18 protein-coding genes are annotated in these 24,220 nt (G+C 68.1%); 7 read left to right on the top strand and 11 right to left on the bottom strand.

Annotated features, from left to right (window positions below; genetic code table 11):
- Positions 1-109: 109 nt before the first annotated feature.
- On the bottom strand, positions 110-1,693 hold the full coding sequence (locus E5S69_RS24000) for a fatty acid--CoA ligase (RefSeq protein ID WP_171517091.1): 1,584 nt from the start codon (positions 1,691-1,693) through the stop codon (positions 110-112).
- 77 nt (positions 1,694-1,770) lie between these two features.
- Positions 1,771-2,553: an SDR family NAD(P)-dependent oxidoreductase gene (locus E5S69_RS23995; RefSeq protein ID WP_171517090.1), complete on the bottom strand. Its 783-nt coding sequence runs from the start codon at positions 2,551-2,553 to the stop codon at positions 1,771-1,773.
- A gap of 280 nt (positions 2,554-2,833) precedes the next feature.
- Here E5S69_RS23995 and E5S69_RS23990 point away from each other — a divergent pair, with 280 nt between their 5' ends.
- Positions 2,834-5,158, top strand: a complete 2,325-nt coding sequence (locus E5S69_RS23990; RefSeq protein WP_171517089.1) for a mechanosensitive ion channel family protein — start codon at positions 2,834-2,836, stop codon at positions 5,156-5,158.
- A 259-nt stretch (positions 5,159-5,417) separates the two neighbouring features.
- Positions 5,418-6,584 (top strand): helix-turn-helix transcriptional regulator, encoded by a 1,167-nt coding sequence (locus E5S69_RS23985; RefSeq protein WP_171517088.1) that lies wholly within the window; start codon positions 5,418-5,420, stop codon positions 6,582-6,584.
- A gap of 19 nt (positions 6,585-6,603) precedes the next feature.
- Here E5S69_RS23985 and E5S69_RS23980 read toward each other — a convergent pair whose 3' ends face one another.
- A complete protein-coding gene (locus E5S69_RS23980) occupies positions 6,604-7,494 on the bottom strand; it encodes a LysR family transcriptional regulator (protein WP_171517087.1) in 891 nt (296 codons plus the stop codon).
- Positions 7,495-7,598: 104 nt separating this feature from the next.
- On the opposite strand from E5S69_RS23980, the gene E5S69_RS23975 reads away from it, so the two are divergent.
- From E5S69_RS23975 to E5S69_RS23955, 5 genes are read left to right on the top strand one after another with little or no spacing between them, the layout of a single operon-like run.
- On the top strand, positions 7,599-8,822 hold the full coding sequence (locus E5S69_RS23975; protein WP_171517086.1) for a CaiB/BaiF CoA transferase family protein: 1,224 nt from the start codon (positions 7,599-7,601) through the stop codon (positions 8,820-8,822).
- Positions 8,819-9,280, top strand: coding sequence for a MaoC family dehydratase (locus tag E5S69_RS23970; protein WP_171517085.1), 462 nt, complete (start codon positions 8,819-8,821; stop codon positions 9,278-9,280). Before E5S69_RS23975 ends, E5S69_RS23970 begins: the two co-directional genes overlap by 4 nt.
- 46 nt (positions 9,281-9,326) lie before the next feature.
- The gene (locus tag E5S69_RS23965; RefSeq protein WP_171517084.1) at positions 9,327-10,322 is read left to right on the top strand and encodes a tripartite tricarboxylate transporter substrate binding protein; all 996 of its coding nucleotides are present in this window, start codon (positions 9,327-9,329) and stop codon (positions 10,320-10,322) included.
- A 25-nt stretch (positions 10,323-10,347) separates the two neighbouring features.
- Complete coding sequence (locus tag E5S69_RS23960; RefSeq protein WP_171517083.1) at positions 10,348-11,508, top strand: acyl-CoA dehydrogenase family protein; 1,161 nt, start codon at positions 10,348-10,350, stop codon at positions 11,506-11,508.
- Positions 11,509-11,553: 45 nt separating this feature from the next.
- The gene (locus E5S69_RS23955; RefSeq protein WP_171517082.1) at positions 11,554-12,552 is read left to right on the top strand and encodes an acyl-CoA dehydrogenase family protein; all 999 of its coding nucleotides are present in this window, start codon (positions 11,554-11,556) and stop codon (positions 12,550-12,552) included.
- 30 nt (positions 12,553-12,582) lie between these two features.
- Here E5S69_RS23955 and E5S69_RS23950 read toward each other — a convergent pair whose 3' ends face one another.
- From E5S69_RS23950 to E5S69_RS23915, 8 genes are all read right to left on the bottom strand, one after another.
- Positions 12,583-14,136, bottom strand: coding sequence for a SpoVR family protein (locus E5S69_RS23950; protein ID WP_171517081.1), 1,554 nt, complete (start codon positions 14,134-14,136; stop codon positions 12,583-12,585).
- Between the two features lie 129 nt (positions 14,137-14,265).
- Positions 14,266-15,528 (bottom strand): YeaH/YhbH family protein, encoded by a 1,263-nt coding sequence (locus tag E5S69_RS23945; protein ID WP_171517080.1) that lies wholly within the window; start codon positions 15,526-15,528, stop codon positions 14,266-14,268.
- A gap of 37 nt (positions 15,529-15,565) precedes the next feature.
- Positions 15,566-17,488, bottom strand: coding sequence for a PrkA family serine protein kinase (locus E5S69_RS23940; protein WP_171517079.1), 1,923 nt, complete (start codon positions 17,486-17,488; stop codon positions 15,566-15,568).
- 467 nt (positions 17,489-17,955) lie between these two features.
- Entirely contained in the window at positions 17,956-19,143 is a 1,188-nt protein-coding gene (locus E5S69_RS23935) for an acyl-CoA dehydrogenase family protein (RefSeq protein ID WP_171517078.1), read from the bottom strand.
- 138 nt (positions 19,144-19,281) lie between these two features.
- On the bottom strand, positions 19,282-20,061 hold the full coding sequence (locus tag E5S69_RS23930; protein ID WP_171517077.1) for an enoyl-CoA hydratase/isomerase family protein: 780 nt from the start codon (positions 20,059-20,061) through the stop codon (positions 19,282-19,284).
- A 20-nt stretch (positions 20,062-20,081) separates the two neighbouring features.
- Entirely contained in the window at positions 20,082-21,065 is a 984-nt protein-coding gene (locus E5S69_RS23925; RefSeq protein WP_171517076.1) for a Bug family tripartite tricarboxylate transporter substrate binding protein, read from the bottom strand.
- Between the two features lie 34 nt (positions 21,066-21,099).
- Positions 21,100-22,824, bottom strand: coding sequence for a long-chain fatty acid--CoA ligase (locus tag E5S69_RS23920; RefSeq protein ID WP_171517075.1), 1,725 nt, complete (start codon positions 22,822-22,824; stop codon positions 21,100-21,102).
- A 42-nt stretch (positions 22,825-22,866) separates the two neighbouring features.
- Complete coding sequence (locus tag E5S69_RS23915; RefSeq protein ID WP_236901421.1) at positions 22,867-23,910, bottom strand: tripartite tricarboxylate transporter substrate binding protein; 1,044 nt, start codon at positions 23,908-23,910, stop codon at positions 22,867-22,869.
- Positions 23,911-24,220: the final 310 nt, after the last annotated feature.

Below are 24,220 nucleotides of genomic sequence, written 5' to 3'. Positions count from 1 at the left end.
GAGTCCCGTGCAATACAGGACTCAGCCCTTGCAAGCCTAGTCTTCTCGAACCGTCCAACTTCTGGGGTTCAGTTCAGTGATGGCGGGCTTTGGCGCGTCCCCGGCGGCTTCAGTTCACCTGCCGGTTCATCCCCTCCCAGAACGGCTCGCGCAGCTTGCGGCGCAGCAGCTTGCCCGACGGGTTGCGCGGCAGCGCGTCGACGAACTCGATGCTCTTCGGCACCTTGAATCCCGCCACGCGCTGGCGCGTCCAGGCGAGGATGGCATCGCGGTCCGGCGCCTGCCCCGGCTTGAGCACGACGATGGCCTTGACCGCCTCGCCCCACTTCTCGTCCGGCACGCCGATCACGGCCACGTCGGCCACTTGCGGATGGCCGTAGATCGCGCTTTCGACCTCGGCGGGGTAGACGTTCTCGCCGCCGCTGATGATCATGTCCTTGACGCGGTCGTGGATGTACAGGTAGCCCTCGGCATCCATGTAGCCCGCGTCGCCGGTGCGCAGCCAGCCGTCGGCGTCGATGGTGCGCGCGGTCTCTTCGGGCTGCTTCCAGTAGCCGGCCATGTTGTGCTGCGCGCGCACCACCACTTCTCCCACCTCGCCTGGTGCCAGCTGGCGCCCCTCGTAATCCACCACCTTCAGCTCGACCCCCGGCAGCGGCTTGCCGGCGGCGCGCATGCGCGGCACTTCGTCGGTGGTGTGGTCCTCGGGCGGCAGCGCGACGATGGTGCCGGTGGTCTCGGTCATGCCGTACTGCTGCACGAAGCCACAGCCGAACACTTCGATGCCTTCTCGCAGCAGCGCCGCCGGGATCGGCGCCGCGCCGTACAGCAGATACTTCAGGCGCGAATAATCGACCTGGCGCGCGCGCGGGTCACGCAGCACGATCTGCATCGCGGCCGGCACCAGGAACAGCTTGCTGACGCGCTCCTTCTCGATGAAGTCGAGCACCGCGCGCGGATCGAACTCGCGCGCAACCACGCCCTTGGCGCCGGACAGCAGGTTGCGCAGGCCCCAGCCGGAGCCGCCGATATGCGCTACCGGCATCGCTACCAGCGAAATATCGTCGGCCACCCAATGCGACCAGGCCAGGTGTTCGCGCTCGCTGACCTCGGTGCCGATGGTCAGGTTGCGGTGCGTCAGCATCGCCCCCTTGGGCCGGCCGGTGGTCCCGGACGTGTACAGCTGCAGCACCACGTCGTGCGCGGCCGGCTCATGCGCGGGCGGCGTGGCCGGGTGCGCGTCGCGCCAGTCGGTGTAGCAGGGCCAGTCACCCTGCGCGTCGCACGGTTCCATGACCACCACCTTGCGCACCAGCGGCAGCGCCGGCAGCAGGTTGCGCACCATCGCCGTCGACTCGGCGCCAACAAACAGCACCACCGCATCGCAATGCGCGAGGATGAACTCGACCTCGGGCGGGGCCAGGCGCCAGCTGGCCGGCGCCATCACCGCGCCGGTCTTGCCCGCGCCCAGCAGCAGCTCAAAATAGTGGTCGCTGTTCTTGCCGATATAGCCGATGCGATCGCCCGCGCGCACGCCTTCGGCCAGCAAGGCCTGCGCCACGCGGTCCGTGTTGCGCTCGAACCCGGCGTAAGTGGTCTGCCGGCCTTCGAACGAATACGCCACGGCCTCGGGCCGCAGGCGCGCGAAATGGCGCACCGCGTGAGGCAGCGTCGTCAGGTAGCTGAAATCCATCCGCGTCTCCAGAAAATTTCATTGCCATGGCCGCCTCCGCCTGGCGCGGGTGCGGCCGTGGCGACAGGCCGGTGGGCTCAGCGCGGCGCCATGCGGATGGCGCCGTCCAGGCGCACCGACTCGCCGTTGAAATAGCCGTTGCGGCACATCTCGACGGCCAGCGAGGCAAACTCTTCCGGCTGCCCCAGGCGCTTCGGGAACGGCACCGAGGCGGCCAGCGCGGCCTTGACGTTCTCGGCCGCGCCCTGCAGCAGCGGCGTATTGAAGATGCCGGGCAGGATGGTGTTGACGCGGATGCCTTCGCCCGCCAGGTCGCGCGCAATCGGCAGCGTCATGCCGACCACGGCGGCCTTCGACGCCGAGTACGCCGCCTGCCCCATCTGGCCGTCCTGCGCCGCCACCGAGGCGGTGTTGATGATCACGCCGCGCTCGCCGCCGGCGGTGTCGAGCGTCAGCATGCCGGCGGCCGATCGCGCGATGCAGCGGAACGTGCCGATCAGGTTGATCTGGATGATGCGCTCGAAGGCATCAGACGGGAAATGCTTGATCTGATCCGGCGCTTCCTTGGCACGCGAGGCGGTCTTGATGGCGTTGCCCGTGCCGGCGCAGTTGACCAGGATGCGCTCCTGGCCGATGGCGGCGCGGGCCTTGGCAAAGCCGGCCTCGACCTCGGCCTCGGAGGTCACGTTGACCTGGCAGAACACCCCGCCGAGCTCACGCGCGAGCGCTTCGCCCTTTTCGGCGTTCAGGTCGAACAGTGCCACGCGCACGCCCTGTGCCGCCAGCGCGCGCGCCGTCGCCGCGCCCAGCCCCGAGGCGCCACCCGTCACTACTGCCGATACCGATGCATTGAGTTCCATGCCGTCTTTCCTTTTGTCTCTTGTTGCTGTGCGGCCGGCGCTGCGCGGCCGCGCTCTGGTTGAGGCCGGCAGGCCCAAAAATCGCCTGTACCGGAGTGGGTTCGAGATTCGGGGATCGGGGCCGCCGATGCATCGTCCGAAGCGACGAATGCGCCGAATGCGCCGAATGCGTGCCAAGGCGCCCGGGCGCACGCCGGCACACCGCGCGGCCGATGCGCTACAGTGGCGCGATCGACGGCCCTTCCGGCGCCGGCCCCCCCCCGGCAGACGATCCCCCTCCATGCGCAAACCCCAACCTCACGCCCTCGCCTGCCCGCCCTGTCGGCCTGCTGTCGTGGCTACGGCACTGGCCATGCTGGCCGGCCTGCTTGCGCTGCTGTGCGCCATGCCGGCGTACGCCGCCCCGGCCGGCCCGTTCGCCGCGCTGCTGGCGCCGGCGGCTAAACAGGGGGCGCCGGCCAGTGCCGCTGCCGCCGCCAGCACGCCGCTGGCGCAGTCACTGGACCAGGTCATCACCACGCTGCAGGACGACGCCGAGCGGCGCGCGCTGGTGAACCAGTTGCAAACCCTGCGACAGGGTCTGGCGGCTTCCGCCGGCGTGGCGGCGCCAGCCCCCGCGGCAGCCTCGGCGCCCGGCCTGATCGGTGCCATGGCGCAGGTGCTGGACGAAGTCGATTCGCACCTGCGCGAAGACCACGGCCCGTGGCAATACTGGGGCTGGCGCACGCGCTTCGCGGCCGAGGAATGGCGCGCCGCGCTGACGCGGGGCGGCACCCGCTCCGGACTGGACGCGCTGCGCGAATTCGCGCTGGTGCTTGCGGCTTGGGCGGTGTGCGGCTGGGCGCTGCAGCAGCTCGGCCATCGGCTGCGGCGACGGCACCAGGCCGGCGCCCCGCACGCGCCGCGCGGCAAGCTGCCCGAGCTGCCCTCGTGGGTCGACGTTGGCGTCTACATGCTCCGCCATATCGGGCCCTGGGTGGTGGCGTTCGGGCTGACGCTGATGCTGGCCCGGCAACTGTTCGCGCAGTCGCCGGCCAGCGTGGCCGCGGTGTTGCTGGCCTACGCCATCGTCGCCGGCGCGATCGCGGCGGCGGTGTGCCAGGTCATCTTCGCGCTGTTCCGCAGCGCGCACCGGCAACTGGCGGTGCGCCAACTGCTGGCGCGCTCGCCGTGGCTGCTGTTCTGCACCGGCGCGCTGGCGGCACTGGGTAACGGCGCTGCCGATGCCCGCATGGCCGCGGTGCTGGGCAGCAACCTGTCGGCCCTGGTCTCGACCCTGGCCAATATCGCCGCGGCGCTGGGCATCGGCGGGTTCGCGCTGGCTTTCCGCCGCCAGATCGGCCAGCTCATCAGCCAGCGGCCGCTGGCCTTCCGCCAGGCCCATCCCGCCGTGACCGACCTGTTGCGCCTGGCGGGCCAGGCCTGGCACCTGCCGGTGCTGGCCGTGGTGGTGGCCTCGGTGATCGGCACCGTGCTGGCCACCGGCCATGCTGATGTATTCCTGCGTCGCACGGTGGCCTCGGTGGCGCTGTTCGTCGCCGCGCTGCTGCTGACCATGGTGCTGGGTCGCTCGCCCAAGGCCGGCGCGCGTGCGCCGCGCATCCGCGACCGCCGCCGCTCGGCCTACCTGCAGCGCTTCGGACGCTTTGCGCTGGCGCTGGTGCGGGTGCTGGTCTGGGCCGCTTTCGTCGAAATGGTCATGCGCGTGTGGGGCTCTTCGCTGGTGCGGCTGGCCGAATCGTCGGCCGTCGGGCGCCACCTGACCGAAACCGCGTTCCGCGTCACCAGCACCGTGCTGCTGGCCTGGCTGGTCTGGCTGCTGATCGACACCGCCATCACGCAGTCCTTGTCGCCGGTCCATGCGCGCGCCGCGCAGCCCAGCCTGCGCGCCAGGACCATCCTGCCACTGGTGCGCAATGCATCCTTCATCGGCCTGCTGGTGATCACCGTGATCGCGGTGCTGGCCAACCTGGGCGTCAACGTGACGCCGCTGCTGGCCGGCGCGGGCGTGGTCGGCCTGGCCATCGGCTTCGGCGCGCAAAGCCTGGTGCAGGACCTGATCACCGGCCTGTTTATCGTGGTAGAGGATTCCATCGCCATCGGCGACTCGATCGAGCTGCCCGACCATGCGGGCGTGGTCGAGGCCATGACCATCCGCACCGTCAAGCTGCGCGACGGCCGCGGCGCGTTGCACACGCTGCCGTACAGCCAGATCAAGGCGGTCAAGAACCTGTCGCGCGGCTACGGCTACGCCGTGCTCAATATCGGCATCAGCTACCAGAGTGACCTGGACCGCGCGCTGGAACTGATCCGAACCACCGGCGCGGAACTGTCGCGCGATCTGCGCTACGGCCGCAAGCTGATGTCCGGACTCGAGATCCTGGGCCTGGACCGCTTCGACCCGAGCGGGCCGGTGGTGATGGCGCAGATCAAGACCCGGCCGCTGATGCAGGCGGAGATCACGCGGGCCTTCAATGCCCGGCTCAAGCGCAATTTCGACGCCAACGGCATTCGCATGGCCTCGCCGAGCCTGACCATCCAGGTCGATGGCGGCGCGGTGGAGCTGCCGGCCGGGGAGCTCGTGCCAAAAGGCGCACCGCCGTGAACGCGCTGGCTGGGGCAGGCCGACCGTGGCCGGAAGTTACGCCGCACAATCGGGGTTTCCCCTCCCAACACGGGGTATAAAACATACAACATTGTTTGGCATGATTGCGGTACGGCAAGCGCCGGCCGACAGGCGCGCTGCCCGCAACAGCCGTATCGGCGCCACTACAGAACGCCAGAACGGAACCGATAACACGAAGGGATGTGGCCACTTGCCGTGGCGCAGAGCAAGAGGCGTTTGCCACCGGGGGGATCAGAACATGGGCGAACACCCGACCACGGACGAGGATTTCCATCGTCTGGTCGATTCAATCTATGAGTCCGCGCTGGACGTCGCGGCCATGCCCGCCGCCCTCGATCTCTTTTCGCGCTACACCTGCACGGGCAGCCCGCGCTACCTGATCTGGGACAAGCTGGCCGGCCATGCCCGCCTGGGCGTGACCCCGCACGGCTGCTTTACTAGCGGCGCCAGCCTGCCCAACTGCCTGCCCGGCCCCTTCGACCTGCCCGGCCCCGACGCCCGGCGCGTGGCCTCTGACGCGATGGCGCGGCGCTGCCACGACGCCGGCGCCGCGACCACCGCCACCACGCTGGCCTGCACCGAACTGGAACAGGGCATCCGCCTGATCGAGAACGCCGAAGTCTGCGTGCTGATGAGCGGCACCAACGCCGGCAGCATCAGCACGGGCCAGCGCGAGCGGCGTTTGGCCCATGTCATGCCGCACTGGGTGCGCGCCGCGCGTATGCAGCAGCGCAACTTTGAACTCAGCGGGCTGGCCAGCCTGGGCCTGGCCGGCCTCGATACCCTGGACTTCGGCGTGATGGTGCTGCAGGCCGACCTGCGCGTGCGCTATGCCAACAGCTGGGCCGAGGCGCTGGTGCAGGCCGACAGCCACCTGTCGCTGCAGGACGGCGTGCTGCGCGCCCACAGCGACACGCTGCAGGCGGTGCTGCGCAAGCTGCTCGACGGCGCCATGCGCGGCCGCGGCGCCGACGCCGCGTCGGGCTCGTGGATGCATATCACCTCGGGCGGGCAGCCGGTGCCGATCATCGTCACGCCACTGGTCTCGCGCCAGCCGGTGGAAGGCCCGTGGCAACTGCCGGCGGCGATGCTGCTGCTGGGCAACTCCGAATCGCGCTCGGTGCTGGATGCGGGCGTGCTGACGTCGCTGTTCGGGCTGTCGCGCAAGGAAAGCATCATCGCCATCCGGCTGGCCGCCGGCGAGACCCTCAACGAAATTGCCGAGCGCGAGTTCCTCTCGCCCCATACCGTGCGCGTGCATATCCGCGACACGCTGCGCAAGACCGGCACGCATCGCCAGTCAGAACTGGTGCGGCTGCTGCACCTGTTGCCAGGCGTCAACCTGGAGCGGGCCGGCGTGACCTCGGCGATCCGGCCGCGCGCCCCGCGCCCGCGCGCCGCCTGACACCGCACGGCTGCGCCGGCTACTGCACCGCGGCCTGCGCCGCCGCCAGGAAGCGCTGCACCTGGCGGTCGCCGTCATCGGGCCGCGCCGCCAGCGCAATACCGATGCGACCGGCCGGCCGCGGGCTCGACAACGGCAGGAAGCGCACGCGCCGGTTGGCGTAGCGCGCCGCCACGCTGGGCACCAGCGCCACCCCCAGCCCGCTTTCCACCAGGCTCACCTGGGTCTGCACCTGCACCGCCTCCTGCGTCACGCGCGGCACGAAGCCCGCCTGCTGGCACAGCATCATCGCCACCGCATGCAGGTTGGGCACCTGCGCCGCCGGATACATGATGAAGGGCTCATCGGCCAGCGCGCGCAGCGCGATCGCGTCGGCGCGCGCCAGCGGGCTGTCGGCCGGCACGGCGGCGACGAAGACATCGTTCTCCAGCGGCGTCAGCGCATAGTCGCCGCTGCTCAGGATCGGGAAGCGCACCAGCCCGGCATCGATCTGGTGCTTCTCCAGGCGGTCCAGGATCGCCGCGGTGGTGGATTCATGCAGGATCAGCTCGATGCCGGGATGCGCGGCGCGGAATGCCGGGATCAGCTTGGGCAGCAGCGCATAGGTGGCCGAGCCGATAAAGCCGATGCGCAACGCGCCGCGCTCGCCCTGCCCCGCCGCCATCGCCGCGGCGCGCGCCTGCTGCGCGTGGAACAGCGCCCGGCGCGCATCATGCAGCGCGGCCTCGCCCGCCTGCGTCAGCCGCACCCCGCGCGAGGTGCGCACGAACAGCGCCGTGCCGAGCTGTTCCTCGAGCTTGCGGATCGAGATCGACAGGGGCGGCTGCGCCATGTGCAGCCGTTCGGCGGCGCGGTGGAAGTTGCCGGTTTCGGCCAGGGCGACGAACTGCTGCAGTTGGCGGAGGTCCATGCTTGCCAATATCCAGACGATATCGATTGGTAAAAAACTAATATTAGACCACCCGTCCCCGCTGATCTACCCTGTGGCCCACAGTACAAACGATCGGAGACACTATGCTGCCGCTTGCAGGCATCCGCGTGGTCGACCTGTCCACGGTGGTGATGGGGCCGTATGCCAGCCAGTGGCTGGCCGACCTGGGCGCCGAGGTGATCAAGGTCGAGCCGCCCGAGGGCGATTCCACGCGCCGTACCGGACCCGCCGCGGAGCCCGGCATGGCGGCGATCTTCCTGGGGGTCAACCGCGGCAAGCGCAGCGTGGTGCTGGACCTGAAGCAGCCGGCCGCGCAGGCCGCGCTGGAGCGCGTGCTGGAGCGCGCCGACGTGCTGATGCACAGCATGCGGCCGCAGAAGCTGGCGGCGCTAGGGCTGGCGCCCGACGCGGTGCGGGCGCGCCATCCGAGCCTGGTTTTCGTCAGCCTGCTGGGCTTTGCCGAGGACGGTCCCTATGGCGGCCGGCCCGCCTACGACGACATCATCCAGGGCCTGTCGGGCAACGCCGCGCTGATGGCGGCGCAGACCGGCGACAGCCGCTACTTCCCCACCATTGCCGCGGACAAGACCAGCGGGCTGGTGGCGGCGCTGTCGGTGTGCGCGGCGCTGGCCGGGCGCGCGCGGCGCCGGGACGACGGCAGTGCCGGCCACGGCACGCTGGTCGAGGTGCCGATGTTCGAATCGATGGTGGCATTCAACCTGGTCGAGCACTTCTACGGCCGCCACTTCGAGCCGCCGCGCGGCCCGAGCGGCTATCCGCGCGTGCTGGCGCCGTTGCGCCGTCCCTACCGCAGCGCCGACGGCCATGTCTGCATGATGCCGTACACCGATGCGCACTGGCGTGACTTCTTCCACGCTGCGGATCGTCCGGACCTGGCTGCCGATCCGCGCTTTGCCGACATCGCGGCCCGCACCGAGCATATCGAGACCCTTTACGAACTGACCGGCGAGATCGTGCAGGCACAAAGCACCGCGCACTGGGTGGCGCTGTGCGAACGGCTGCAGATCCCAGTCGCGCGCATCAACGCACTGGATGACCTGCCGCAGGATCCGCACCTGGCCGCCACCGGGTTCTTTGAAAGCGTCGAGGATCCGGCCATGGGCACCCTGCGCTTTCCAGGCGCGCCGGTGCGTTTCGACGGCCAGCGCGCGCCGCTGGCGGTGCCGCCGCGGCTGGGCGAACACACCCGCGAGGTGCTGGCCGACGCCGGCCTTGGCCCCGAACAGATCGCACAACTGCAACAGAGCGGCGCCGCGCGCTGCGCCGCCGCCACGGAGACACCATGACGCACGCAGAACTGCCCCGCCTGGGCCAGGGCTTCTACTGGCAAGACCTGCACGAGGGCCAGGCCTTCCGCACCTTCGCCCGCACCGTGACCGAGACCGACCTGGTCAACTTCATCTCGGTCACGGGCATGGTCGAGGCCATCTTCATCGAAGCCGGCTATGACGGCGGTGCCATCCAGGGCCGGCCGGTGCCGGCGGCGCTGACCTATACGCTGATCGAGGGCTTTATCCTGCAGACCATGATCCAGGGCACCGGGCTGGCGATGCTGGAACTGACGCAGCAGATCCACGGCCCGGTGCTGGTCGGCGACACCATCCATGCCACTGTGACCGTGACCGGCATCCGCCCGACCTCGCGCAGCGGCCGCGCCGTGGTTGATTCGCGCATCGAGGTGTTCAACCAGCACGGCGAACAGGTGATGACCTATACCGCGCGCCGGCTGCTGGCAGGCCGCTGACGCCCGCGGCATCCGCCGCGCGACCGCATCCATGGAGGAGACCCCAATGAAGGCAAAGACTTTCATCACGACACTGGCCGTCGCGGCAGCCACGGTGCTGCCGGCGCTGCTGGCGCAACCGGCGGCGGCGGCCGACGCCGATGCCGCCTATCCCGCGCGGCCGATCCGCCTGGTGGTGCCGTTCCCGCCGGGCGGCCCGACCGACCTGGTCTCGCGCGTGATCGCCCGGCGCATGAGCGACGAACTGGGCCAGCCGGTGCTGGTCGACAACCGGCCCGGCGCCAACGGCAATATCGGCGCCGAAATCGTCGCCAAGGCGCCGGCCGACGGCTATACGGTGTTGTACAACACCTCGTCGATCGCGCTGAGCCCGGCGCTGTACCGCAAGCTCAGCTACGACGTGAAGCGCGATTTTGCGCCGGTGGCGCTGACGGCGATGGTGCCGCTGGTGTTGGAGGTCAACGCGCAGCTGCCGGTGCATGACGTCAAGGCCTTCATCCAGTACCTGAAGGCCAACCCGGACAAGCTCACCTACGGCTCGGCCGGCAACGGCAACGTGACGCACCTGGCCGCGTTCATGTTCTTGCAGGCGCAGGGGCTGTCGGCGGTGCATGCGCCGTACAAGGGCAGCGCGCCGGCGCTGACCGACCTGGCCAGCGGCCAGGTGCAGTTCATGGCCGACACCATCAATTCCTCGCTGCCGTTTATCCGCGACAAGCGCATGCGCGCCCTGGCGGTCACCAGCACCAGCCGCAGCGCCCAGTTGCCGGACGTGCCGACACTGGCCGAGACCGTACAGCCCGGCTTCGAGGTCGGCGCCTGGCAAGGCATGATGGTGCCGGCAAAGACGCCGCCCGAGATCGTGCGCAAGCTCAACGCCGCCGTGATGAAGGCGCTGGCGCACCCGGACACGCGCGCCAGCCTGGCCGCCCAGGGCGCCGAGCCGCGTGGTTCCACGCCCGAGGCCTACGGGACCTACCTGGGCGCGGAAATGACGCGCTGGCGCAAGGTGGTCAAGGACTCGGGCGCGACGCTGGACTGAATCAATCAAGCGACAGGACTTAAACGTGACCGCATTGCTCTCCACCTTCAGCCTCACCACACTGCCGCCGCACGCCGTCGCGTTCCGCGCCGAGGTGCGCGCCTTCCTCGCTCAACACCTGCCGGCGCTGCCGCCGGAAACGCGGGCGCGCTCCTGGATGGGTTTCGATGCCGGCTTCAGCCGGGCGCTGGCCGCACGCGGCTGGGTCGGCATCACGCTGCCGGCGCAATACGGCGGCGCGGGATTGGACCCGTTCTCGCGCTTCGTGCTGGTCGAGGAGCTGCTGGCCTGCGGCGCGCCGGTGTCGGCGCACTGGATCGCCGACCGCCAGAGCGGCCCGCTGATCCTGCGCTATGGCACCGACGCGCAGAAAGCACGCTACCTGCCCGCGATCAGCGGCGGCGAGGCTTTTTTCTGCATCGGCATGAGCGAGCCCAATTCCGGCTCGGACCTGGCCAGCGTGGCCACGCGCGCGCTGCGGCAGGCGGACGGCAGCTGGCGCCTGACCGGCCGCAAGATCTGGACGACCAACGCCGACCGCTGCCACTTCATGATCGCGCTGGTGCGTACCTCCGGCACGCCGCAGGACCGGCACGCCGGGCTGTCGCAGTTCATCGTCGACCTGCACGCACCGGGCGTCACGGTCCGGCCGATCCATGACCTGACCGGCGATGCCCACTTCTCCGAAGTCACCTTCGACGACGTGGCGCTGGCGCCGGATGCGCTGGTCGGCAACGAAGGCAGCGGCTGGGAGCAGGTCAACGCCGAACTGGCGTTCGAGCGCAGCGGCCCCGAGCGGCTGTATTCCAGCGTGGTGCTGCTCGATACCTGGCTCGACGCGCTGCGCCGGCTGCCGCCCGCGCGCCGCGACACCGTCACCGCGGGCCGCCTCGCCGGCCACCTGGCGGTGCTGCGCGCGATGTCGCTCGCGGTCACGGCGCGGCTGGCCGCGGGCGAAAGCCCGGTGGTGGAGGCGGCGCTGGTCAAGGACCTGGGCACCACCTTCGAGCAGTCGGTGCCGGCGCTGGTGGAAGCCGCGCTCGGCGACGAACCGGCACTCGCGGCCGACGGGGCGCTTTACCGCACCCTGGCCTATGTCACGCAGATCGCGCCGTCGTACTCGCTGCGCGGCGGCACCCGCGAAATCCTGCGCGGCATGATCGCCCGCGGGCTCGGCCTGCGTTAAGCGTGGCGCCAGCCCCGCCGACCGTCATCCTGAACGAGATTGCCCATGCATAACGCCTATTCCGATGCCCTCGACGCGCTGCTGCGCGACTGCTGCCCGCCCGCCACGGTGCGTGCGCTGGAACAGCAGGCCGACCCCCAGCCGCTGTGGCAAGCGCTGCGCGAAAGCGGCTTCGCCGACTGCCTGTTGCCGGAAGCCGCCGGCGGCGCCGCGCTGCCGCTGCGCGAGCTGGCGCCGGTGCTGTTCGTCACCGGCCGCCACGCCCTGCCGCTGCCGCTGGCACAGACCATTTTTGCGCGTGCGCTGCTGTATGCCGGCGGCGTCGCCCCGCCCGACGGCCCGATCGCGCTGGCCGGCTTTGACGACGGCGCCGCCGCCACGCTGGTGGCGGACGCGCGCCATGCGCAGTGGTTCGTGCTGCAGGACGGCGAGCGCTGCCTGCTCTTGCCAGCCGCGGCGGCGCGTGCCGAGGCCACCGGTGCGCACGGAGACCTGACGCTGCGCGTGCCGCGGCCCGCGGCCACGGCGCCAGCGGCATGCCTGCTGCCGGCCGGCACCGTGCGCACGCTGGGCGCCTGCCTGCATGCAGCGCAGCTGGCCGGCGCGCTGGCGCATGTGCTCGACCTGACGCTGCAATACGCCAACGACCGCCAGCAGTTCGGCCGCGCCATCGGCAAGTTCCAGGCCATCCAGCACCAGGTCAGCGAGATGGCCGAGCATGTCGCCGCGGCGCGCGTGGCGGCGCAGCTGGCCTGTGACAGCGACAGCGCCACGCCCGACCGCCTGCGCACGGCGATCGGCAAGCTGCGCGCCAGCGACGCGGTCACGCCGGTGGCCGCGATTGCCCATGCGGTGCATGGCGCCATCGGCATTACCGAGGAGTATGACCTGCAGCTCTATACGCGCCGGCTGCATGCGTGGCGCGTGGCGGACGGGTCGGAGCGCTGGTGGGGCCGCGTGCTGGGCGAAGCGGTCTGCGCCGGCGAAGGGCGCAAGGCGGTGGAGCTGGTGCGCGACTGGTGCGAGCCGGCGCCCGCCGCCTGAAGCGACGGGCGCAGGGGCCTAGCCTGCCGTTCAGGCGGCCAGGCTCAACCCGCTGCCATGCGGGCGGCGGTGGCGCCGCTCCGGCTTGCATTCGTACTTGAGCTCGGTGCGGCCGTCTTCATAGGCCACCTCAAGCCGCACGGTGAAGCCCCACAGCCGGGTCACGTGCCGCACCACCTCGTCGAAGTTGTGCGCCAGCGGCCGCCGGTCGCTCTGCAGGTGGCGCAGCGTCAGCGAGCGGTCGCCGCCGACATCGACGTTGGTGACCTGGATATTGGGCTCCATGGTAGACAGGTCATACTGCGCCGCCATCAGCTGGCGGATGGCGCGGTAGCCTTCGTCGTCATGGATGGCGGTGACGCGCAGCTTGCCCTCGCGGTCATCGTCCAGCACCGAGAACAGCTTCAGTTCGCGGATCACGCGCGGCGACAGGAATTGCAGCAGGAAACTCTCGTCCTTGAAGTTGCGCATGGCGAAGTCCAGCGTCTTGCGCCAGTCGGTGCCGGCGATCTCGGGCGCCCAGCGGTAATCCTCGTCGGTCGGGTTCTCGCACATGCGGCGCAGGTCCTGGAACATCAGGAAGCCGACCGTGTAGGGGTTCATGCCGCTGTAGTAGGGGCTGTGGTACGGCGGCTGGTAGATGACGTTGGTGTGAGCCTGCAGCAGCTCCATCATGAAGGCGTCATTGACCAGCTTTTCCTCGTACAGCTGGTTGATGATGGTGTAGTGCCAGAACGTGGCCCAGCCTTCGTTCATCACCTTGGTCTGGCGCTGCGGGTAGAAGTACTGCGCGATCTTGCGCACGATGCGCACGATCTCGCGCTGCCACGGCGCCAGCTTGGGCGCATTCTTCTCGATGAAATACAGCAGGTTCTCCTGCGGCTCGGGCGGGAACGAGACATCCGGTTCCGGCGTGTCATCGTCCGATGCCAGCGCGTGTGGCCGGTGCTTGGGCAGCGTGCGCCAGAGGTCGTTCACCTGCATCTGCAGGTAGTTCTCGCGGTCGGCCTGGCGCGCCTTTTCCTCGGTGATCGACAGCTTTTTGGGCCGCTTGTAGCGGTCCACGCCGTAGTTCTGCAGCGCGTGGCACGAATCCAGCAGCAGTTCCACTTCCTGCTCGCCGTAGCGCTGCTCGCACTCGGCCACGTAGTTCTTGGCGAACAGCAGGTAGTCGACGATGGCGTCCGCGTTGGTCCAGGTGCGGAACAGGTAGTTGCCCTTGAAGAAGGAATTGTGGCCGTAGCAGGCGTGCGCGATCGTCAGCGCCTGCATCGGCATGGTGTTCTCCTCCATCAGGTAGGCAATGCAGGGGTTGGAGTTGATCACGATCTCGTAGGCCAGCCCCATGTGGCCGCGCTGGTAGCTGCGCTCCGACGCCAGGAAGTGCTTGCCGTAGGACCAGTGGCTGTAGCCCACCGGCAAGCCCGCCGACGCGTAGGCGTCAAGCATCTGCTCCGCGGTGATGATCTCGATCTGGTTGGGATAGGTGTCCAGGCCGAATTCGCCGGCGATGCGGGAAATCTCCCGGTCATACCGGTTGATCAGTTCGAAGGTCCATTCCGAACCCGTGGACAGATAAGCCATCTTCGCCCCTTTTGTCCGCGCAGGACAGGCAGGCCGGTGCTGCGGCGCGGGTGCGCCGCCGGGTCCCCTGTCTTGCCAATCTTGCCTTCGTTCATCGCGGCGTGCCGGCAACCGGCCAGCCAGGACTGATTATGCCGCGCGTTTCTGGAACAGGTCATGCAGCACTGGGTAAATCTCGTCCGCGCCGATGATGCGCTGCATCGCAAAGTGATCGAACTGGCTCTTCACGGTCAGATACTCTTCCCAGAGGTTCTGCGGCTCTTCCGAAGCCACCTCCACATAGGCGTAGTACTGCACCAGCGGCAGGATCGACTCGCGCAACAGCCGGCCGCACAGCTCGGAATCTCCGGCCCAGTTGTCCCCGTCCGAGGCCTGCGCGCAGTAGATGTTCCACTGGCTGGGCGGATAGCGGTCGTGAATGACCTCCACCATCAGCTTCAGCGCGCTCGACACGACGGTGCCGCCGGACTCGCGCGAGTGGAAGAAGTCTTCCTCTTCGACTTCCTTGGCCACGGTGTGATGGCGGATGAATACCACGTCGATGCGCTCGTAGTTGCGCTTCAGGAACAGGTACAGCAGCATGAAGAAGCGCTTGGCCAGGTCCTTGCGGCTCTCGTCCATCGAGCCGGACACGTCCATCAGGCAGAACATCACCGCCTGGGCCTGCGGGCGCTTCTTCAGCACGCGGTTGTTGTAGCGCAGGTCGAGCTTCTCGATAAACGGCACGCGGTCGATGCAGGCGCGCAGGTGGCGCATCTTCTCCATCAGTTCGAGCGTGCCCTCGGCGTAGGGGCCGTCTTGTTCCAGCGCCTCGGCATAGGCCAGCTCCAGTTCGCGCAGGCGCTTCTGGTAAGGGCTGGACAGTGCGATGCGCCGCCCCAGCGAGCTGCGCATGGTGCGCAGGATCGACAGGTTGGACGGGGTGCCGTCGATGGAATAGCCGGCGCGCACCTTGCGCACTTCGGCAATCTTGGCGAGGTGGCGCTTGGCCAGGTCCGGCAGCGCCATGTCCTCGAAGAAGAAGTTGAGGAAATCCTCGCGCGACAGCGTGAAGACGAAATCATCCTCGCCCTCGCCGCTGTCGCTGGCGCGCGAACCGGTCCCGCCGCCGCCCTGCTGCTGGCGGTCGAAGGAATCGCCCTTGACGAACTTCTTGTTGCCAGGGTGGATCCACTCGCGCCGGCCGCCCGGGCCGTGGTGGAAGATCGGTTCGCTGATGTCCTTGACCGGAATGGACACCTGGCCGCTCTGCTCGATGTCCATGATCTTCCGGCCGGACACCGCCTTTGCCACCGCTTGCCGGATCTGCTCGCGGTAGCGCTTGATGAAGCGTTGCTGGTTGACGGCACTCTTGTTGCCGCCGTTTTCGCGCCGATCGATGACCGTAGCCATATGTTGCCCTCGTTGAGAGACCCGTTCCGCGGCGCCGTTACGATGACTTTCTTACGCGCAGATACCACTCCACCAACAGTCTCACTTGCTTGGGCGTGTACCCCTTCTCGACCATGCGGTTGACGAAGTTCTCGTGCTTGTCCTGGTCTTCGCGGGAAGACTTGGCATTGAACGAGATCACCGGCAGCAGGTCTTCCGTGGTGGAGAACATGCGCTTCTCGATCACCATCCGCAGCTTTTCATAGCTGGTCCAGACCGGGTTCTTGCCACCATTGTTGGCCCGCGCCCGCAGCACGAAGTTGACGATCTCGTTGCGGAAGTCCTTCGGGTTCGAGATACCCGCGGGCTTTTCCACTTTCTCCAGTTCGTCGTTCAGCGCGTTGCGGTCGAGGATTTCGCCGGTGTTGGGATCGCGGTACTCCTGGTCCTGGATCCACAGGTCGGCGAACACCACATAGCGGTCGAAGATGTTCTGCCCATATTCGGAATACGACTCGAGGTACGCGGTCTGGATCTCCTTGCCAATGAACTCCACGAACGGCGTGGTCAGGTACTCCTTGATATACGACAGCAGCTTGGATTCCTGCTCCGGCGGGAACTGCTCGCGCTCGATCTGCTGCTCGAGCACGTACAGCAGGTGCACCGGGTTGGCCGCCACTTCGGTGTTGTCGAAGTTGAAGACCTTAGACAGGACCTTGAATGCGAAACGCGTCGACAGCCCGTTCATGCCCTCGTCGATGCCGGCGTAGTCGCGGTACTCCTGGTACGACTTCGCTTTGGGGTCCACGTCCTTCAGGCTCTCGCCGTCATAGACGCGCATCTTCGAGAAGATGTTGGAATTCTCCGGCTCCTTGATGCGGGTAAGCACCGCGAACTGCGCCATCATCTTCAGCGTGTTGGGCGCGCACGGCGCGGCCGACAGCGAACTGCTGCGCAGCAGCTTGTCGTAGATCTTCACCTCGTCGGACACGCGCAGGCAGTACGGCACCTTGACGATATAGATTCGGTCGAGGAAAGCCTCGTTGTTCTTGTCCGCCTTGAAGGTCTGCCACTCGGCCTCGTTCGAGTGCGCGAGGATCACGCCGTCGAACGGGATCGCGCCGAAGCCTTCCGTGCCCTTGTAGTTGCCCTCCTGGGTCGCGGTCAGCAGCGGGTGCAGCACCTTGATCGGCGCCTTGAACATTTCGACGAACTCGAGCAGGCCGCGGTTGGCCAGGCACAGGCCGCCGGAATACGAGTACGCGTCCGGATCATCCTGCGGGAAGTCCTCGAGCTTGCGGATATCGACCTTGCCCACCAGCGACGAGATGTCCTGGTTGTTCTCGTCGCCCGGTTCGGTCTTCGAGATTGCGATCTGCGACAGCACCGACGGCCGCAGCTTCACCACCTTGAACTTGGTGATGTCGCCGTTGAACTCGTGCAGGCGCTTGACGGCCCATGGCGAGGCAATCGTGTTCAGGTAGCGGATCGGGATGCCGTAGTCCTCTTCCAGGATCTTGCCGTCTTCTTCCGGCGAGAACAGGCCCAGCGGCGACTCGTGGATCGGTGAACCCTTGAGCGCGTAGATGGGGATCTGCTCCATCAACGCCTTCAGCTTCTCCGCGAGCGAGGACTTGCCGCCGCCGGGAGGCCCGAGCAGATACAGGATCTGCTTGCGCTCTTCGAGGCCCTGCGCGGCGTGCTTGAAGAACGAGACGATCTGCTCGATCGTGTCCTCCATGCCGTAGAAGTCGCGGAAGGCCGGATAGATGCGGATGACCTTGTTGAAGAACAGGCGGGACAGCCTGGGATCGTGGTGGGTGTCCACCAGCTCAGGCTGACCGATCGCGGCGAGCATGCGTTCGGCAGCGGTCGCGTAGGCAGTCGGATCCTTCTTGCAGATCTCCAGGTATTCCTGGATGCTGTATTCCTCTTCCTTGCGAGCTTCGAACCGCGTAGCGTAATGGCCAAAAATGTCCATACCTCACTCCCGTCAGAGTTCACGTCCGAGGCGTAGGTAGTGCTACCCCCAAGGCTTCGCGCAACGTTCGCGGTACACCACCCCGGCCTGGCGACCTGTCATGTTGCGAAGTCTTTACTTCATCATAGTCAAATAACGGCGATGGTGGAGTTCGAGTTGACGAATCTGGCGTCGATGCAACGGATGTTTCGGTGCTGCCTTTCCGCTGCATTTCCGGCCGGATTTTGCTGTCAGCCTTTGGCTGATTTTCACTCGGCTACGCCCCCGCGCGCGACGGGCCATTGACCATGCTTGTGACAAACCTTACACCTTTCCCGCGATCCGTGCACAGCCGGTTTTGTAACCATAAGCACGAAAGCCGGCACGGGTGCCGGCTTTCGTTTTTGTGCTGGGGCTCATGCGTTTTGCGCGGCTTGCGCGCACTAGCACACAGACAGTGCTGATAGCGCAGCGCCAGTGCAGGCAGCTCAGAGCGTGCGCGCGACCAGCTCCTTCATGATCTCGTTGGAGCCGCCGAAGATCTTGCTCACGCGTGCGTTCGCGTACATGCGCGCGATCGGGTATTCCAGCATGTAGCCATAGCCCCCGTGCAACTGCAGGCACTCATCGATGACCTGGCAATTCTGTTGGGTGCACCACCATTTGGCCATCGCCGCGGTCGCCGCGTCGAGCTGGCCGTCCATCAGCCGGAGCATGCAGTCGTCGACGAAGGTCGCGGCGATGGTCGCCACGGTCTTGCACTCGGCCAGCTTGAAACGGGTGTTCTGCAGATCGCCGAGCGGCTGGCCGAACACCTTGCGCTGGCGCACGTATTCGGTGGTCAGTTCGATGGCGCGCTGCATGGTTGCCACCGCGCCCAGGGCGATGATCATGCGCTCCTGCGGCAGCTGCTGCATCAGCTGATAGAAGCCCTGCCCTTCCTGCGTGCCGAGCAGGTTCTCGCATGGCACCAGCACGTCGTCGAAGAATAGCTCGGCGGTGTCCTGGCCCTTCTGCCCGATCTTCTCGAGGATGCGGCCGCGGCGGAAGCCCGGCAGGTCCTGCGTTTCCACCATGACCAGCGACACGCCGCGCGAGCCGGCTTCCGGGTCGGTCTTGGCCACTACGCAGATCAGGTCGGCGTGGTACCCGTTGGTGATGAACGTCTTGGCGCCATTGATGCGATAGCAGTCTCCGTCCGGGGTCTGTTCCCGCAGCGCGCGGGTGCGTATCGCTTTGAGGTCGGAACCGGCGCCGGGTTCCGACATGGCAATGGCCGCCACCAGTTCGCCGCTGGCCATCTGCGGCAGCCACTTCTGCTTCTGCGCTTCGGTGCCGTACCGCAGCAGGTAATGGGCCACGATGCCGCTGTGCACGTTGTTGCCCAGGCTGGTGCAGACCGCGCGCGACATCTCCTGGGTGATGATGGCCTCGTGGGCAAAGGTGCCGCCGCCGCCGCCGTATTCCTCGGGGATGCTGGCGCACAGCAGCCCGATCTGGCCGGCGCGGCGCCACATGTCGCGGTCGATATAGCCCTGCTCAGCCCAGCGGGCCTCGTTGGGGGCGAGTTCGCGCTCGACGAAGCGGCGCACGGTGTCCTGGAACATGGCCAGGTCTTCGTTCATCCAGGAGGCCTGGCGGGCGGCGGACGCCGCGTGTTGGTCTTGGGATCCCATAAGTCGGACTGGTATCAGGGTAAACGTGAAGGTTGAACCTGCAGGCTTCGGTTGATGCCGCAGACCTGCCTATATAAATAAGGGCGAGTGCCAGGGCCGGGCCGATGCTGCGGGGCAGCAAGCACCGCCACCGGGCCTTCAGTCCGGCCAGCGGTAGCGCAGCGGCTGCTTGGCCATGAAGCGGTCGGCGGCCTCGCGGCGGTAGCCGGTGGCGAAGGCGATGCCCTGCGCGTCGGCCTCGATCGCCAGCATGGTGCTCAGGTCCTGGCCCAGGGACGCATTGAGCGCCTGCTTGGTCAGGCTGACCGCCACCGGCGAGGCCTCGGTGAAGGCTTGCGCGAGTGCCCGGGCACGCTCCTGCAGGCGGTCGGCCGGCACGATTTCCATGACGATGCCGAGGTCTTGCGCAGCCTGCGCGTTAAGCTCGCGCATCGAGAACATCAGCGCCTTGGCGCGTTGCAGGCCGATCATGCGCGGCAGCGTGTAGAACACGCCACAGTCGGGCACCAGCCCCATGCGCAGGAACGGCAGCCCGAAGCGCGCGCGCGGCGTGGCCAGGATGATGTCGGCCGTCAGCGCCAGGCTGAAGCCCGCGCCATAGGCGGCCCCGTCGACCGCGGCGATGACCGGCACGTCCAGCTGGATCAGGTCTTCGAGCCAGCCGTGCAGCTTGCGCAGGCGCTTGCGGCCCTGCTCGGCGCTGATCTCGACCTGCATCGAGCTGATGTCCCCGCCTGACGAGAAATCGGTGCCGGCAGCGGTCAGGATCAGGGCGCGCACGCTGTCGTCGTCGCGTATCTGGCGAATCACTTCGCCGATTTCCTCGCGCATCGGCAGCGACAGCGCGTTCTTGCGCGCCGGCGCATCCAGCGTCAGCGTGGCAACGCCGTCCTCGACGGCAAAACGGATGGTTTCCATGGGTGGGCTCCGGGGCGGGGTCAGTCGAGCTGGATGTTGGCGTCGCGCACGATCCTGGCCCACTTGGGCGTGTCGCCGGCCACCACCGCAGCGAGTTCCTGGGGCGTCGAGCCGACCGGCTGCAAACCCATGCCGGCCAGCTTCTGCGTCACTTCAGGCAGGCGCACGATGCGCGCGGTCTCGGCGGCCAGCTTTGCCGTCACGTCCTTGGGGGCGTTGCCCGGCAGGAACAGTGCGAACCAGCCATTGGGCTCGAACCCCGCCAGCCCCAGCTCGGAGAAGGTCGGCACATTGGGCAGCGCCTTGTAGCGCTGGGTCCCGGTAATGCCGAGAATCTTGAACTTGTTGCTGCCCAGGTAGGGGTTGATCGAGGTCACGTCGACAAAGGCGCTGTCGACCTGGCCCCCCAGCAGGTCGGTCATCAGCGGCGCCGCGCCCTTGTACGGGATATGCGCGATCTCGATACCGGCCTGCTGCCTGAGCAGTTCGCCGTGCAGGTGCGACGAGGTGCCGTTGCCGTACGAGCCGTAGCTGAGCTTGCCGGCCTTGGCCAGCGCCAGGAACTCGCGCATGGTGCTGGCGGGCATGCGGTTGGGCACCACGAACAGGTCCGACGACTTGGCGATCAGCGAGACCGGGGTGAAGTCCCTGGCCACGTCGTACGGCGTGCGCTTGTACAGCGCCGGCGACTGGATCAGCGCGGTGATCGCCAGCAGCACGGTGTAGCCGTCGGCCGGCGCCTTGGCGACGGTGTCGTTGCCGAGCATGCCGCTGGCGCCGGGCTTGTTTTCCACCACCACCGGCTGGCCCAGGCTTTCGGCCAGGCGCTGGCCGATCAGGCGGCCCACCGTGTCGGTGCCGCCGCCGGCCGGATACGGCACGATCATGCGGATCGGCTTGGCGGGGTACGGCTGCTGGGCGAAGGCCTGGCGCGTGCCGCCGAGGATGGCTGCGCCGGCCAGGGTGCCGGCCTGCGCCAGCCAGTTGCGTCTGCTTTGCTGCATGCTGTCTCTCTCTTTGCTGATGGTCGCGCCGGCGTCAGGCGCGCGGGTTGCTTGCCTGCATCTCGCGCTCCTGCAAGGCGCGCCACAGGATCTTGCCGGTGGCGGACTTGGGCAGCGCGTCGACCACGTCGACGATGCGCGGCACCTTGTACGCCGCCATGTGCTCGCGGCACCAGGCCATGATGCGCTCGGGCTCGGCCTCCGCCGTGCCGCGCGCGTCGGGCCGCAGCGCCACCACCGCCTTGACGGTTTCGCCGCGGCGCTCGTCGCGCGCCGCAATCACGCAGGCCTCGTGGATCGCCGGGTGGCCGTACAGCATGTTCTCGACTTCGGCCGGCCAGACCTTGTAGCCGGACGCATTGATCATGCGCTTGAGGCGGTCGCGCATGAAGAAGTAGCCTTCCTCGTCCATGAAACCGAGGTCGCCGGTGCGCAGGAAGCGCTTGCCGTCGAGCTCGATGAAGGTGGCGGCGTTGGCGTCGTCGTTGTGCCAGTAGCCCTGCATCACCTGGCCACCGTGGACCACGATCTCGCCGGTCTCGCCGGGGGGCAGCTCGCGCAGCGTCTCCGGGTCGACCACGCGCGCGTCCACGCCGAAGGTGGCGATGCCCAGGCATTCGCGCTTGGGCTGGTTGCGCGGGTTCGACAGGATGAAGGCGGCGGTCTCGGTCATGCCGTAGGCCTCGACGTAGGGCAGGCCGAAGCGCTCCTGCAGCATGTTGGCCACCGCTTCCGGCATGGCCGCGCCGCCGCCGCCGACGTATGCCAGGCTGGACAGGTCACGCGCCTCGATGCCCGGCTGGGAGAAGAAGTCCACCATCATCGCCGGCGGCGCGCCCCACACCGAGACGCGGTAGCGCTCGATCAGGTCCGCCGCCAGCGCTCGGTCCCAGCGCGGCATCAGCACCACCGTCGCGCCCAGGTAGAGCGGCGAGTTCATGCAGTTCTGCATGCCCAGCAGGTGGAACATGGGCGCCACCGCCAGTACCACCGATTCAGGCGTGGCGCCGCGCCAGATCTGCGAACCGGCCGCCGCGGTCATCAGCGTGCCATGGGTATGCATGCAGCCCTTGGGGTTGCCGGTGGTGCCCGAGGTATAGGCCAGCATGCACAGCGTGTCGTAGCCCGCCCGGTGCGGCAGCGGCCGGTGCCCGGCGGTGCTGGCCGCGTCCCATGCCACCGGCATCGCGCCCGCGGGCGCGGCCTGCGGCGCGGGCGGCGGCTCGCGCAGCCATGCCGGCACCGGCAGGCCGCCGTCGTCGCGCAGCATGCCGGCATAGTCGTGCAGGATCACGTGGCGCAGCGCCGGGCCGTGCAGCGGCGCCATGCGCGGGTACAGCTCGCTGCCGGCGAAGGCGGCGACCGCGCCGCTGTCCCGCACCACGTGGGCCAGTTCAGCTTCCAGCCACATCGGGTTGGCGGGCACGACCACGCCTTCGGCACGCAGGATGGCGTAATAGGCGATGATGAACTGCGGGCAGTTCTGGCTGAACAACACTACCCGGTCGCCGGGCTGGATGCCGCAGGCGTGCTGCAGGTAGCCGGCCATCCGCTCGATCTCCGCGCGCAGCTCGCCATAGGAAATCGCGGTGCCGAAATACTGGATCGCGGTCTTGTCAGGGTAGCGGTGCGCCGCCACCTCGACGTTGTAATACAGGCTGGTGCGCGGCGCATGCAGCGTGGCCGGCAGGCCGGGCGGCCAGGCGGGAGAGCGGAACGGCTGGGTGGTGCGTGTGGCAGGGCTGGTAGCAGGCTTCATTGCAGCAATCGACGGGTCAGATACAGGTCAAACGGAAAGGGCTCAGTCCAGGCGGATGTTGCGCGTGCGGATCACCTTGCCCCAGCGCACGTAGTCGGCCTGGATGGTCTGGGCGAAGGCGTCGGGCGTGCTGCCGGTCAGGATCACGCCAAGCTCGTTCATGCGCTTGCGCACGTCGGGCTGGGCCAGCACGCGGTTGACGTCGGCGGAGAATTTTTCAACGATCGGGCGCGGCGTGGCGGCCGGCAGCAGCAGGCCGAACCAGCCCATGGCGTCCATGCCTTCGATGCCAGCCTCGCGGAAAGTCGGCACATCCGGCAGTTGCGGCGCGCGCGCGGGTCCGGTCACCGCCAGCGCGCGCAGGCGGCCGGTGGCGACATGCGGCTTGGCGCCCATCACCGAGATCACCGCCGCCGGCACCTGGCCGCCGAGCAGATCATTGAGTTCCGGCGCCTCGCCCTTGTATGAGACATGGAGCATGTCGATCCTGGCGGCCTCGTTGAAGACTTCGCCATACAGGTGGCCGCTGGAGCCTGCGCCGAACGAGCCATAGGAGAATTGCTTGGGCTTGGCGCGCACCAGCGCGATGAAGTCCTTCAGGTTGGTCGCCGGCACGGCATTGGTGTTGACGGCAAACACCAGGTTGGTGGTGCCGAGCTCGGACACCGCGGCAAAGTCCTTCACCGGGTCGTATGGCGCGCGCGCATACAGGCTCGGCGCCTGCACCAGCGGCGTGATTGTCAGCAGCGCGGTATAGCCATCGGCCTCGGCCCGGGCAACCACTTCGGCGCCCAGCATGCCGCTGGCGCCCGGGCGGTTTTCCACCACCACCGGCCGCTTCCACTGCTTGCCCAGGCCCTCGGCCAGCGCGCGCGCCAGCACGTCGGTGGCGCCGCCGGCCGGGAACGGCACCACCATGCGCACCGTGCGCGCCGGAAAGTCTGCCTGCGCATGGGCCAGGCCGGCCCCGAGCAGGCCGGCGGCCAGCCCGCTGCACACCAGCAACCCCGCGCCCAGGCGGCCGAGGGCACTACGACGCGCACCACGGCGCGCACTATGCTGCGCACGACGACGATCTGCCTGCATGTGTTGTCTCCTTGGTTTTTTCCTGGGGCGGGACCGGGCATTCTTGCTGACCCGCGGGTCCCGCGCTGGCCGGTGGACCGGCCTTGTAGCGGTACTTGCCGGAGAGTGCGCGATGCTGCGGGGCTTGGACAATGACCAGACGCGCCAAAATGATTGGCCGAATCGCTCAGGCGGAAGGCAGGCTTTGGCAAATCCCGATTGTGCGGCGCCGCGCGGGCTTGCTAAGGTGGGGGCAATATGTGGCGCCAAGCCGCAACAGCCGGGACCGCCCCGCAGAGGCCGCACCGGCGCGTCATTCGTGACGAGGAGA

Source organism: Cupriavidus necator, from assembly GCF_013141915.1.
Lineage (GTDB): Bacteria > Pseudomonadota > Gammaproteobacteria > Burkholderiales > Burkholderiaceae > Cupriavidus > Cupriavidus necator_B.
The sequence above is the reverse complement of the archived record's forward strand: the minus strand, read 5'-3'. Positions and strand labels throughout refer to the sequence as shown.